The sequence below is a fragment of the Ciceribacter sp. L1K22 genome, from assembly GCF_017599385.1.
In the GTDB taxonomy this organism is placed as follows: Bacteria; Pseudomonadota; Alphaproteobacteria; order Rhizobiales; family Rhizobiaceae; genus Allorhizobium.
The window spans coordinates 2,719,300-2,732,765 of record NZ_JAGFPK010000001.1; the positions used below are offsets into that span (position 1 = coordinate 2,719,300).

At 64.3% G+C, this 13,466-nt stretch carries 8 protein-coding genes; 3 read left to right on the forward strand and 5 right to left on the reverse strand.

Annotated elements, in window-relative coordinates; translation table 11 throughout:
* The first annotated feature begins 186 nt into the window (after positions 1-186).
* Positions 187-570 (forward strand): hypothetical protein, encoded by a 384-nt coding sequence (locus J5J09_RS13620; protein ID WP_208553634.1) that lies wholly within the window; start codon positions 187-189, stop codon positions 568-570.
* A 58-nt stretch (positions 571-628) separates the two neighbouring features.
* Here J5J09_RS13620 and J5J09_RS13625 read toward each other — a convergent pair whose 3' ends face one another.
* Both J5J09_RS13625 and J5J09_RS13630 read right to left on the reverse strand, forming a co-directional pair.
* Positions 629-4,417 (reverse strand): AsmA family protein, encoded by a 3,789-nt coding sequence (locus J5J09_RS13625; RefSeq protein WP_208551434.1) that lies wholly within the window; start codon positions 4,415-4,417, stop codon positions 629-631.
* A gap of 91 nt (positions 4,418-4,508) precedes the next feature.
* Complete coding sequence (locus J5J09_RS13630) at positions 4,509-5,921, reverse strand: FAD-linked oxidase C-terminal domain-containing protein (protein WP_208551435.1); 1,413 nt, start codon at positions 5,919-5,921, stop codon at positions 4,509-4,511.
* 201 nt (positions 5,922-6,122) lie between these two features.
* Here J5J09_RS13630 and J5J09_RS22975 point away from each other — a divergent pair, with 201 nt between their 5' ends.
* Positions 6,123-7,016, forward strand: a complete 894-nt coding sequence (locus J5J09_RS22975; protein WP_281436237.1) for a CatB-related O-acetyltransferase — start codon at positions 6,123-6,125, stop codon at positions 7,014-7,016.
* 38 nt (positions 7,017-7,054) lie between these two features.
* Here the strand turns inward: J5J09_RS22975 and J5J09_RS13640 are convergent, their stop codons facing one another.
* Genes J5J09_RS13640 through J5J09_RS13650 form a run of 3 tightly spaced genes read right to left on the reverse strand, consistent with a single transcriptional unit; the run spans position 7,055 to position 12,115 of the window.
* Positions 7,055-7,795, reverse strand: a complete 741-nt coding sequence (locus J5J09_RS13640; RefSeq protein ID WP_208551436.1) for a dienelactone hydrolase family protein — start codon at positions 7,793-7,795, stop codon at positions 7,055-7,057.
* A 25-nt stretch (positions 7,796-7,820) separates the two neighbouring features.
* The gene (locus tag J5J09_RS13645) at positions 7,821-10,943 is read right to left on the reverse strand and encodes an efflux RND transporter permease subunit (RefSeq protein ID WP_208551437.1); all 3,123 of its coding nucleotides are present in this window, start codon (positions 10,941-10,943) and stop codon (positions 7,821-7,823) included.
* Positions 10,940-12,115 carry an efflux RND transporter periplasmic adaptor subunit gene (locus tag J5J09_RS13650; protein ID WP_208551438.1) on the reverse strand — a complete coding sequence of 392 codons (1,176 nt, stop codon included), beginning with the start codon at positions 12,113-12,115 and terminating at the stop codon, positions 10,940-10,942. Before J5J09_RS13650 ends, J5J09_RS13645 begins: the two co-directional genes overlap by 4 nt.
* A 256-nt stretch (positions 12,116-12,371) precedes the next feature.
* Between J5J09_RS13650 and add the strand changes: the two genes are divergently transcribed.
* Positions 12,372-13,403: an adenosine deaminase gene (gene add, locus J5J09_RS13655; RefSeq protein WP_208551439.1), complete on the forward strand. Its 1,032-nt coding sequence runs from the start codon at positions 12,372-12,374 to the stop codon at positions 13,401-13,403.
* The last annotated feature ends 63 nt before the right edge of the window (positions 13,404-13,466 follow it).

Sequence of the window (13,466 nt, forward strand, 5' to 3'; positions counted from 1 at the left end):
AACGACCATCCGGCGGTCAACTATCGCCGCATCCGGTTCAAGTACGCACACTAACCATTCGTTCACGCCTGACCCCCTATATCGAATTTATTCGATTCGCCGAATCGCGCGCCGGTCATTCGTTTCCCGGTTCACCGCGTCGTCCCTCAGTCGTTGGTCCTTGCCGCCCACTATCAGGAGCGTCCCATGGTCAGTGCCGTCACATCCGCATCCACCACCATAGAGGTCTCTACGACAAACAACACGGCCGCATCGATCCGGTCGAAAATCGCCGGCATCGAAAACCGGATTTCCGCCAAGCAGCAGGAAATGAGCGCGGCGACCGACGAGGAAGCCAAGTCCGCTCTGGAAGACGAGATCGGCGAGCTTCAGGAGCAAGTGGCGCAGCTTGAGGCGAGCGCTGCCGCGGCGGAGGCTTCAGAACGCATGCAGGCATCCGCTCGCGGTGACGAGGGCGGGCAATCCACCGAAACCCGCGCCGACGAGAAACTGTCGGGCGAAAGCGACCGGATCGGCACCCGCAACTACGACGACGAGACGCCCTTCGGTGATCGCAGCGCGATCGTCTGACCTGCCTTGCTGCCGCCGCTCGTGACTTAACCGAGCATCCCCGTCCTCACGCAAAACATCAATAAACGCCCGGAAGCCCCTCGAATTTAAGGGGCGGTAATGGTGCGCCGCGCGTCACGCGCTCCTGTGCGGGAACCGGCATGCCACCGGAACCGCCGCCCGGAGCCGCAGCCGGATCTGCCGCTGGAACCTCCGGAGCTTCGATTTCCCCGGTCGGCGCCACCGTGCCCGTCGATCCGTCGTCGGGCGTTGCGTTGAGCCGCTGCTCTTCGATCTCCCGCGCCCGGCGTTCGGCCGCCAGCGCCCGCAGGCGCGCCTCTTCCGCCGCCTGCAGCTTGCGCGCCTCTTCCTCCTTCAGGCGCGTTTCCTCACGCACAAGGTCCAGCGCCCGGTAGAGTGCCACCTCGCGCCGCAGCCGCTGTTTCTCCAGCACGTTGGACTGCAAGGTTTCCACACGGCGCCGCTCGCGCTCGAAGGCTCTCAGCGACAGATAGTTGGTGAGGTCGGTGACGGAGATTTCGCTGAGCGGCCCCGCGACGTCGCCGATCAGGTCGACACGGAAGGCAGGTTCGGCGCCCGTGACCTCCTCCTCGCCCGCATCGAGCGTCACATCTGCCGAAATCTCCACGCCAGCGCCTCGCAAATCGAACCGCCCGTCCGTGCGGATCGTTGCTGTCCCGGCCGGCACGGTCAGGTTCTGGACGCGCACCACGCTGTCCGTGATGTTGAAAGGCACGGATACATCGCCGAGACGCACCGGCGCCCTTGCAAGCAGCGGACCGATCGCCTCCCTCACCGAAGCCTCTGTGATTTCCGTCTCCTCCGCGTCGAACATCGCCGTCAATGCCGGCAACAGCGTCAGGTCGAACCGGGAAATGTCCACCTCCCGAAGCATGGCGCTACCGGAACCGTTGAACGAATGCAGGATCTCGTCGACGCTCGCGCCGGCCGCCTCGCCGATCAGCGTCAGCCCGAAGCGGCCCGTCGCCGCCGGCACACCGCCGGGACGCGGGGTCACCGCGGCAAGATCGCCATTCTCGATGGTCAGCTTCAATTGCGCGAAGCCGCTCGCATTGGCGTTCGTCAGTGCCAGACGGCCCGTCGCGGTCCCGCCAAGCCACGTTCCGGAAATATCCTCCAGCGCCAGGCTTCCGTCGTTCAGCACCAGCGAACCGCTGACATCGGTCAGCTCACCGCCGACGCCCAGCGACAGGCGGGACGTGGTGAACTTGACCGTTCCGTCCAGTCCTGCGATCGATGCCATGCCGAGCGGCTGGGTATTGCGGTCGCCCGTCGCCGGATCGGAAAGCGGCCCGAACACCGACTCGGCCAGAACGGCAAGATCGAGTATGCCGAGGGAAAGCTCGCCGGTCACCTTCGGCCGGGACTGGCCCCGATCGACCGTGAGCGCGCCGCTTATCGGCGTCCCGGCGATCTCGCCGACAATCTTCTCCGCAGCAACGGTGGTGTCGCCGATCGCGACATCAGCGCCGCCCTTCACCGCCAGCCCGTCCAGCAGCGCCGGTACCTGCACGCCACCTGCCAGCAGGTATGGCGCGAGATCGCTGCTGTCGATGTCGACCCGCATCTGGCCGCGCAGAAAATCTTCCGCCTGCAAGGAAACCTGGCCGGAGGCCGTGACACTCGCATCGTCGGTCGTGAAGGTCAGCGTGGTTTCCGCCGCGCCATCGCCTTCCGGCTGGGCGATCAGCAGGGTCAGTATCCCCGCCTGGTCGAGCGGCAGCGGCAGCGGCTGCAGCCCCGCCTGTCCGAGCAGGATCGACGCGTCTGCGTTCTCGACCGTCAGGTCCATCTGTCCCGCCGGCGCGGCGAAAAGATCCTCCGCCGCCTCGCCCAGATAGTTGAGATCGATGCGGCTGCCGTTCGCGGTGCCGCCCACACGCACGCCAATGCCACCGCCCTGGCTCTCCCCAAAGGCGATCCGCGCCGTCAGGTCGGCGTTCTCGAACCACGCGGCGTTCTCGACCAGCCTGTCGAGCGCTGGATGGGCCGCCATCTGCGACCGGACGATCTCGAGGAAGGGTCGCGGATCGGCCGCCCGCACCCTGAGGGTCGCGTCGCCGCTGGAATCCAGCAGCGATCCGCTGGCGCGACCCGAAGCGGAAATCACAGCGCCGCCGAGATTGCCGATTTCGAGCTTTTCGAGGGAAATCCCCTCCTCGCCGACCGTGAACGTCGTATCGACGTCGCGCGCCGTCACACCGCTGTAGGTCAGTTCGTCCACCGTCAGTCGCGCACCGATCTGGTGCGCGAAGAAGCTTTCGGCGCTCGTCTCGCCAGCGACCAGCGAATAGACCGCCTGCATCGCCTCAAGATCGACCGCGTTGCCGTTCAGGTCGAAGGTGATATTCGGCTTTGAATTGACGAAAGACTGCCGTTCGATCCGGCCGTTGAGCGTCGCCCCGCCCATCGCAAGCTCCAGCCGGTCGAAGCGCTGGATTTCCGGCGTCAGGTCGACCCGGGCCGAAAATCCGAGCGAAGCAAGGCCGCGAATGGCGGGATCGACCGACCCGGCGAGCCATTGCGAAAGACCGGAGGGCTGCGTCGACGCCACCAGCAGGTCGCCGGTGAACGACATGTCCCCGGAGAGCCTCAGATCGCCGCTTGCCTCCACCGTCGTGCGGCCCGGCAGCACGGCCACGGCCTTGTCCACCGTCCAGCCGCCGCCATCGGGCCTCAGATCGAGCTGGATGTCGCGCACGACGGTGTCGCCTGCGACGATCGCCGGCAGGCGCAGCGTCGCCCGGCCCGGCACCGAGGGGATCGGAATTTCCGCCGCCCGCGCAACGAGCCCCATCAGCCGCTGCCGCGCCGACAGCGACGGGTCGCGCCCTGTCTTACCATTGGCGCCCTCGTTGCCGATGCGGTTGACGTCGATCTGCTGGCCCTCCGCGGTCAGCAGGAATTCGGCCTCCTGCCCGGTATCCAGCGTCGCCTCGCCGGTCACGGCATAGGGATTGTCCGCATCGCCGAGTTCGAGCCGGTAGGAGGGAATGCGGATCGCCTCGTTCGTCAACGAAAACTCGCCCTTCATCTCCGGCGGCCGCGGCGGCTTGACGCCGTTCACGACGGTCGCCTCCTTGTCCGCCAGCCAGCGGGCATCGAAACGCCCTTCATAGCTCGGCCGGTCCTCCTTCAGCGCGATGGTGCCGTCGAGCTCCAGTGTGAACGGCCGCATGTCTGGCATCAGCCGCGTGCGGATCGGCAGGGCGGCGCTTCCCTCGGCCATCTGTTGCGTCGCGATCGAGAAGGCACCAGCCTCACCGTCCAGCACGCCGCGCCCTTCGATCGTCCAGGGACCGGCAAGCGAACTCGCCCGCATATCGGCCTGCAGGCTTTCGATTCGTCGGATTCGTCCGGTCTGTTCGTCGATGAACTCGACCGTGCCGCCGCTCACCCGCACGCTTTCAAGCACCACCGTCCGCGCCGGAATGGCCGGATTGCTGCCGCGCAGCCAGTCGAGCGTCCCGTTTTCCAGGAGCCGCAGCCGGACCTTCGGCTCCTCGATGCGCATGTCGAAGATGCGCGCCTCGCCGGAGAGGAACGGCGCAAGCTCCGCATCCATCGAAAACCGCGCCACCTGCACCAGCGGCTCGCCATTGTCGTCACGGCCAACCGTTACGTCATGCATCGTCACGGAGGGGAATGGCAGGATGCGCGCCTCGACCGCGCCGTTGACGGTCACCTTCTTGCCGAGAATGCGGCTCGCCCGGTCCTCGAAGTCGCTGCGGAAATCCGTCCAGTCGACGAAAAACGGCGCGAGCAGAGCGGCGAAAAGCGCCACCACCACCAGACCGCCGAGTGCCACGAGGAATCGTCCGAGCAACTATCCGCTCCCTTGTCGTTTACAGCAGACTACCCGTATTCGGCGGTGCGGCAAGCCGCAAAACCTTGTGATCCCGCGTACAATTCGCAAATCACGTCAGGCGGAAGATCTTGCCCGGATTGAAGATATTGTCGGGATCGAGCCCGCGCTTGATCTGCCGCATCAGCTCCAGCGCCGGCCCCATCTCCTCCTCCACGAAGGTCATCTTGCCCTGCCCGACGCCATGCTCGCCGGTGCAGGTGCCGTCCATCGACAGTGCCCTTTCGTTGAGCCGCGCCATGAAGGCCTCGGCCCGGGCCACATCGCCGGCACTCTTGTCGTCGAAGAGAATCAGCACATGGAAGTTACCATCGCCGGCATGTCCGACGATCGGCGCCAAAAGCCCGGTCTCGACGATGTCGGCTTGCGTCTCCGCCACGCAATCGGCCAAACGCGAGATCGGCACGCAAACATCGGTGGACAACCCCGCGAGTTCAGGCGCGAGCGCCCGTCCCGCCCAATAGGCGTTGTGTCTGGCCTTCCACAGTTGCGTCCGCTCCTCGGCATTGGCGGTATACTGGAACGGATCGGAGCCGCATTCGGCGGCAATCTCCTTGAACTGCTCCGCCTGCAGCGCCACCGTTTCTTCCGTGCCGTGAAATTCCAGGAACAGCGTCGGCTTCTCAGGATAGGAGAGCTTCGAATAGGCGTTCACGGCCCGCATCTGCGTCTCGTCCAGAAGCTCGATGCGCGCCACCGGAATGCCCATCTGGATCGTCAGCACAACCGCGTCGCAGGCCGCCTTGAGGCTCGGAAAGGCGCAGACGCCGCCGGAAATCTTCGCCGGAATGCCCTGCAGCTTCAGCGTGATCGAGGTGATCACGCCAAGTGTGCCCTCCGCCCCGACGAAAAGCCGGGTCAGATCATAGCCCGCCGATGTCTTGCGCGCCCGCCGCGCCGTGCGGATTTCCTCGCCGTTCGCGGTGACGACCGTCAGCGCCAGCACATTGTCCTTCATTGTCCCGTAGCGCACCGCATTGGTACCCGAGGCACGAGTCGAGGCCATGCCGCCGAGCGAGGCATTGGCGCCGGGATCGATCGGGAAGAACAGCCCGGTGTCGCGCAGATGCGTGTTGAGGTCCTCGCGCGTCACCCCCGGTTCGACCGTGCAGTCGAGGTCCTCGGAATTGACGTCCAGCACCCGGTTCATGCGCGAGAAATCAATGGAAATCCCGCCCGCCGGCGCATTGACATGGCCTTCCAGAGAGGTTCCCGTCCCGAACGGGATCATCGGCACCTTGTGCGCCGCGCAGGTCCTCACCACCGCCTTCACGTCATCCACGTTCTCGACGAACACGACCCCATCCGGCAGCTGCGCCGGCAGGTAGGTGGTCGTGTGCGCATGCTGCTCGCGGAAGGATTGTCCGGTCTGGAAACGCTCTCCGAAAGCCTGCTTCAGGATGCCGAGAACGGCAGCTATACCCTCTTCGTTGCGCGGCAGCGCGACGACATCTCTCATGACCATGGTGTGTCTCCCACGCGCCCGCCACGAACGGTCGGCGCGCTCCCTCGTTTGGCCGATGGTATCGGGCAAGTCGCCCCGCTTTGTCCAGACGGTAGATTGCGAGTAAGTACCTTTATCTTGCCGCTTCGGGCCGAAGTCGGGCGACTGCCTGGATCGTCTCGGCCCTTATCGGAAGATTGGCTAAGACCAGCCTCTCAGGTCATGGTTCACAACACCAATCTCTGGAATCGAGCTGACAGGCTGCGTATAGTTGCAGTGAAGTGGCAGGGGAAAAAGGCAAAAATCACATTCAACCAGGAACTGACAACGGCGCTCAGCCAAAAGGGTATCTCCATAACCGGGGCAAAAGGAGAGGTAAGCATAAACCCCCATCTGTCGCTTGAGCCTCCCTTATCTGTAGATGCAAACGTTTCTCTTTCTAGCTTTCTCCAGATAGGGGCGTTTTCGCATTTGAACGGCGGGTTCATCCAGAATGTTTCCATCGGCCGCTATTGTAGCTTTGCGCGGGATGTGCAGATTGGGCATGGCGGGCACCCCATCGACTGGCTATCCGTCTCATCTATGCAATACAAAAGAGACTATCGGGGGTGGGCGAGTTTTGTCGGCAGCAAAGGCGTCGAGCGTTTCATAGCGCGCGAAGTCATTCCATTTGAACATACACGAAGGACCATCATCCAAAATGACGTTTGGATTGGTAATGGCGTGTTCATTAAGGATGGCGTGACGATCGGGAACGGTGCAATTCTTGCGGCAGGCAGCGTCGTGACAAAAGATGTCCCTGACTACGCTATCGTAGGCGGTAACCCGGCTAGACTAATTCGTATGCGCTTTCCTGAAAAAACAATCGAACAACTAATGGAACTGCAGTTCTGGCGCTACTTTATCGGTGATTTGCATCCAATTGACTTTTCCAACATTGACGCCGCAATCGAGCGCCTATCGGAATTGGTCGGCAATGGTGACATCGAAGAATACCGGCCCGCGCCGGTGGGTTTGGCCGAGTTGAAGAAACTGGCTCTGATAACGACTACACAAAAACAAGAAAGTATCCCCCGTCGTCCCTGGCTACGGCGATTCCTCAAGTTACGTCGGTAAACTGCCGAACGGGAGCCGAATCTAAGCACGCTTGCCGACTAAAGAAGCGTCTCGCGGAAGAAGGTCGTCACCCGCTGCCAGTGCCGCTCGGCCCCGGCCCGGTCATAGGCGCTGTGATCGTCGATGCACCAGCCGTGATTGACGCCGGCATAGGTCTCGAGCGCAAAGTCGATGTCCGCCCGGTGGAACGTCTCGACCAGACGCGAAGCCTGTTCGGGCGGGAACGATCCATCAGAGCTGGAGGTGCCGATATGGATGCGCGCCCGGATCGAAGACGCCAGCCGGTGCGGACTGTCCTCGGCCTCCGTCGCCAGGTGACCGCCATGAAAGCTAGCAGCAGCCACGATGCGCTCCGGATAGGTCCCGGCCGCCGTGATCGCCCGTCCGCCACCCATGCAATAGCCGACGACGCCGACCGGACCGGGGGCGCCGGCCTCGGCAAGCGCGGTCAGGAAATATTTGGTGTCGGCCGCCGTCATCGCCTGGCTGGTCGCCGAAAGCATCCCCTTTAGCCGCGCCCCCTGCTCCGGATCCTTGAACCCGATCCCGGCATCGAACGTGCCCTTGTCCGGATGGCGGTAAAAGAGATCCGGCACCAGCACCGCATAGCCCTCCGCCGCATAGCGCTCCGCCATGGCGGTCAGCGCCGGCCGCAGGCCAAATATGTCCATGAACAGCAGCAGGCCGGGCATTCCGGACCTCTCGGCCTCCGGCAGCACCAGCGTCGCTTTCGCCACGCCCTCGTCCATCCGCACGTCGATCTGCCGCGTCACCGTCATGCCATGCTCCTCTCCGGACGCCACCCTATTCGGCGGCCTTCGGAGACATCGCACCTTCCATCTCGCGCTTCAACCGTGCTTCCTCGTCGGCATGCGGTTTGGCGAAGCGGGCAATCGCGAAATAGGCGACCGGCGTGATGTAGAGCGTCACGGCTGTCGCGAGCCCCAGGCCGCCGACGATCACCCAGCCGAGCGCAATGCGCGCTTCGGCGCCGGCACCGCTGGCGAGGATCAGCGGCAAGCCGCCGACGATGGTGGCGATCATCGTCATCATCACCGGGCGCAGCCGCAGCCGGCAGGCATTCTCGATCGCCTGGCGAACGCCCATGCCCCGGTCGCGCAGCTGGTTCGCGAACTCGACGATCAGAATGCCGTTCTTCGCCATGACGCCCACCAGCAATACGAGCCCGATCTGCGAATAGACGTTGAGCGACGACCCCGTCAGCACCAGCGCGAACACCGCGCAGGCAAGCCCGAGCGGCACCGTCGTCATGATGATCACAGCCGAGAGCACGCTCTCGAACTGCGCCGCCAGCACCAGGAAGATGATCGCGATCGCAAAGCCGAAGGTCAGCGCCATGCCGGCCGAGTTTTCCTCCAGCGACGCCGCCTCCGACAGCGGGATCAAGCGACTGCCGGGCGGCAGCAGCGGCGCGGCGATCTCTTCGACAGTGGCCACGGCATCGCCGAGCGCCACACCTTCACCGAGACCGGCCGAGAACGACACTGAGGCCAGCTGCTGCTCGCGGTTGAGCTCCGGCGCCACGGCACCTTCCCTGAGCGTCGCGATGACGGACATCGGCACGATCTTGCCATCGTCGGTCTTCAGGAAGATGTTTTCGAGGTCGGTCGGATCGTTGATCGGCCGCGTGGTGGAGGTCAGCCGCACCGGCAGCGCCTCGCCGTCGACGAACACGTCGACGATCGAGCGCCCCTCAAGCAGCGACTGCATCGCCGAGGAAAGCCCGGTGATGTCGATGCCGAGGTCGGAGGCCCGCTCGCGGTCGATGGAGACCGACAGCTGCGCCTGCGTCGGCTCGTTGTCGAGACGCGGCGTGTCGAACATGTCCGTCCCCTCCATCGCCCGTACGATGTCGGCCGCCGCCCGCGTCAGGCTGTCATAGTCGCTGCCCACCACCGCCATCTGCAGCCCGTTGCCGGCGCCGCGAATGCGCAGGCTGTTCGACTGGATCGCAAAGCCCCGCAGCGCCGGAACACGCTGTGCCGCGGCATTGATGTCCTGCACGATCTCGTTCTGGGTCCGCTCCCGGTCCTCCCAGGGCGCCAGCGTCAGCACCATGAAGCCGCTATTGGTCGAACCGCCGAAGCCGGAGATCGAGAACACGTTGAGCACTTCGCCGCTGTCGACAAGGGGCATCAGGTTTTCCTCGACCCGCTGCAACTGATCACGGGTGAAATCGAGGCTGACGCCCTGCGGCGCCGATGCCCGCATCATCACCATAGCGCGGTCCTCGCGCGGCGTCAGCTCGTTCTGCACCGTCAGGAAGGCCATGTAGCCGGCACCGGCGAACAGCACGGCGACGACGAAGACGATGAACGGCGCGTTGAGGCAAGCCTTGAGCGACCGGTCGTAGAAGCGCGCGAATCCGCTGCCGATCCGGCCCATGACGCCGCTGTCGTGATCCCGGCTCTCCTTCAGCATGCGCGATGCCAGCATCGGGCAGAGCGTCAGCGCGGTAATGGAGGAAAGACCGACGGCGAAGGCGAGCACGAAGCCGAACTCGCGGAACAGACCGCCCAATTGCCCCGGCAGGAAGGACAGCGGAATGAAGACCGCGGCAAGCGTCGCCGTCGTTGCGATGACGGCGAAGAACACTTCCTGCGTGCCCAGCACCGCCGCTGCCCTCGGCCCCATGCCTTCCGATCGTCGTCGCACGATGTTTTCGAGCACCACGATCGCATCGTCCACCACCAGACCCGTGGCGAGCACGATGGCGAGCAGCGTCAGCGTGTTGATCGAGAAGCCGACGAGATAGATCGCCATCAGCGTGCCGATCAGCGCGACGGGCATGGTGAGCGCCGGAATGAGCGTCGCTCGCCAGTCCCTGAGGAACATGAAGATGACAGCGACAACGACGGTCGCCGAAATCACCAGCGCGATCTCCACCTCGTGCAGCGCGCCACGGATAAAGATCGCGTCGTCGCTGGTGACGAACAGCCGCGTGCCCTCTGGCAGGATGCTCTGCATATTGTCGACGGCGGCCCGCACGCCGGTGGAAATGTTGAGTGTGTTGGACTGCGCTTGGCGGATGATGCCGAGACCGACGCCCTGTACCCCGTTCGACCGCAGTACCGTGCTGCCATCGTCGGGCCCGAGCGTCACGGTGGCGATGTCGCGCAGGCGCACGTTCGGACCGATCAGCAGGTTCTCGAAGTCCTCGGGCTTGGTCAGGTTCGCCGTCGCACGCACCACGATGTTCTGCATGGAGCTTTCGAGCGAGCCCGCCGGCACGTCGAGCGCCGCCGATGACAGCGCCGTCGATATGCTGGCAACCGTCAGCCCCCGGCTGGCAAGCGCTTCCTGGTTGATGTCGACGCGGAAGATTTTCTCCTGGTCGCCATAGAGCTCGACATCGGCGACGCCATCGACCGAGGCGAGCCGGTCGATGATCTCGTTGTCGACCAGGAGCGTCAGGTCTTCCATCGAAAGCGTGCTCGACGTCACGGCAAGCCGCATGATCGCCTGGGAGTCGGAGTCCGCCTTGACGATGCGCGGATCGTCGGCATCGTCGGGCAGCTGGTTGGTGACGCGGCTGATCGCATCGCGCACGTCGTTCGAGGCGACCTGCAGGTCGACGGTATCGTTAAATTCCATCGTCACGCGGCTGGAGCCGGACTGCGATTCCGACGAGATCGATTTGAGCCCGCTGACCCGTGCCACCGCGCCCTCGATCACCTGCGTGATCTCCTGGTCGATCGTCTGCGGCGCCGCCCCGTCATAGGAGGTTCGCACCGTAATGACCGGCTGGTCGACATCTGGCAGCTCGCGCACCTCGACGCCGGCCAGCGCCGCGAGCCCCGCGACGACCAGCAAAGTATTGATGACGGCGGCGAGGATGGGTCGACGCACGAACAGCGCCGTGAAATGCTGCCCGGATTCCGAAGGCGTATGGTTCTCCGATGTCATTGGCGCGCCACCTCCGGTTCGGCCGGACCGCCGAGCAGGCGCACCGCCTGTCCCTCGCGCACCCGCTGGATGCCCTCGGTCACGACCAGATCGCCCGCCTCCACGTCACCTTCGACCAGCACGCTCTCGGGATTGCGCTGCACGATGCGCACCCTTGCCTTTTGGGCTTTCTCGTCCGTCACCTTCCAGACGAAGGAACCGTCGACATCCCACTGCACCGCGAGCGGATTGACCGACGGATAGGTCTCACCGGGGAACCGCATGGAGACGTTGAAGGCCATGCCGGCCCGCAGCACGTCCTGCGGATTGTCGATGCGGGCGCGGATGCGGATCGTCCGGCTTTCGAGATCCACACGGTTGTCGATGGCGTCGACGACGCCGCTGAACACCTGGCCCGGCCGGGCAATCGATGTCGCCTCGACCGCCTGCCCCGGTTCGATGGTGACCGCGAAACGCTCCGGCGCCCAGAAATCGACCAGGATTTCCGAACGGTCGTCGATCGTCACCACCGTCGTCTGGGTCGTGACATTATCGCCCACGTTGACGGCGACGATGCCGGCCACACCGTCGATGGGTGCGACGATGTCGCGGCGCCTCAGGTCGAGTTCGGCAGTGCTCACCGCAAGCTTGGCCGTTTCCTCGGCGATCTGTGCATCGAGTACCTCAAGACGGGCGACCGACTGGAGATTTTTGTAGGACGAGGAGCGTTCCACCGCGCTCCGAAGCGCCACGCGGGCCCGGTCGAGCGCGATCACCTGCTCGTCGCGGTCGAGCTTCGCCAGCACCTGACCCTTGGTCACGCGCTGACCCGACGTCACAAGGATCTCCTCGATCGTGCCCGCCACCTGCGGCATCACGACGACCGACTGGATTGCCTCACCGCTGCCGATCGCGCTCAACCGGTCGTTCACGGTCCCGGTCTCGACGGCGACGGCGACCACCGCCGGTGCGTTGCCGCCCTGCCGCCGGCCACCGTTTGCACCGGCCTGCCCACCGTTGACTGCGCCGGTCTGCGTCGCCGCATCCGGTGACGGTCCGAGCGCCGACACCAGAGCCTGCGGCAGGCCGAGCCGGGCAAGCGTCTGCCCGCTTCCCGGTACGAACCACAGCCAGCCGACCAAGGCCACCACCAGCAGCACCGCCGCCAGAAGCAATTGTTTCCAGAACGCCATCAAGGACTCCGCGCATCAAAAAAAATAAGTCATCGAGCGTTCGGCCGGCGCCGAAAAACGACACCGGCCGACAGCCCGGTCCAAGGAATTCCTGGTACTATTTATGCGCCGCAACAGAACGGCAAGCCAGATTGTTCAACATTACCAAATTGTCATCGCTATCACGAAAGCGTCATCGGCCATTCGCTCGCCAGCTTGACTTTTGCCGCACCGCAGCAAGACTGCCTGAACTCCTTTGGCAAAAGTGACCTGACCCATGATCTCGATGGCGGAATTCCTGGCGAAAATCCCGAAGATGGAACTGCACTTGCATCTGGAGGGTGCCATTCGCCCGCAGACGGCCGTCGATTTGGCCCGAAAGAACGGCGTCGCCCTGCCACCCTTCGAACGGGTCGAGGACCTTTACCGCTACGACACGCTTGAGCAGTTCCTCAAGATCTACACCGCCGTCTCCGACAGCCTGGTCTCCGCCGACGACTATAGGCGCGTCACCTACGAGATGCTGGAGAGCTGCGCGGCGAACAACTCACGTTACGTCGAGTTCTTCTTCTCGCCGCAGATTCACTTCCCGAACGGCGTCAGCTTCGACACTCAGATGGATGGCATCCGCGCCGGCATGGCCGATGCCGAAAGCGATTTCGGCGTCGTGAGCGTCTGCGCGCCGGGCGTCAACCGCGAACTCGGGCCGGCGGCGGGCGAGGATTTCCTCGACATGATTTTCGCCCGCGGCGACGAAAAGCTCGTCGGCATCGGCCTCGACTTCAACGAGGCCCCCTTTCCGCCGGAACCCTATGCCGCCCTGTTCGAGCGGGCCCGCAACGTGGGTCTGCAGGTCACGGCGCATGCCGGCGAAACCGGGCCGGCCGAGTTCATCCGCGGTTCGATCGACGCGCTCAAGGTCCGCCGGATCGATCATGGCTATCATGTCGTCGACGATCCCGAGCTGATGCAACGCTGCAAGGATGAGGGCATCCTCTTCACCGTCTGCCCCTCGACCAGCGCCGTCACCTCCCCCTGGCACGACCTGTCTGCCCCGGACCACGCCATCCGCGTCATGAAGGACTTCGGCCTGAAGGTCATGATCAACAGCGACGATCCGCCGATGTTCTTCACGGACCTCGGCAAGGAATACGGCAAGGCCGCCCATCAGCTCGGCTTCACCCCCGCCGACATCCGCCGCAGCACCATCGACGCCATCGAAGGCAGCTGGCTGGACGACACGACGAAGCGCCGCTACGCGGCCGAATGGGGCGCCGAAATCGATGGTCTCATCGCCGAGCTCGGGTGATTTTCCCCTTCCGGAATCCGGCCCGTCAAACCGCCGCCGGAATGAAAGGAGAACATCTTGACT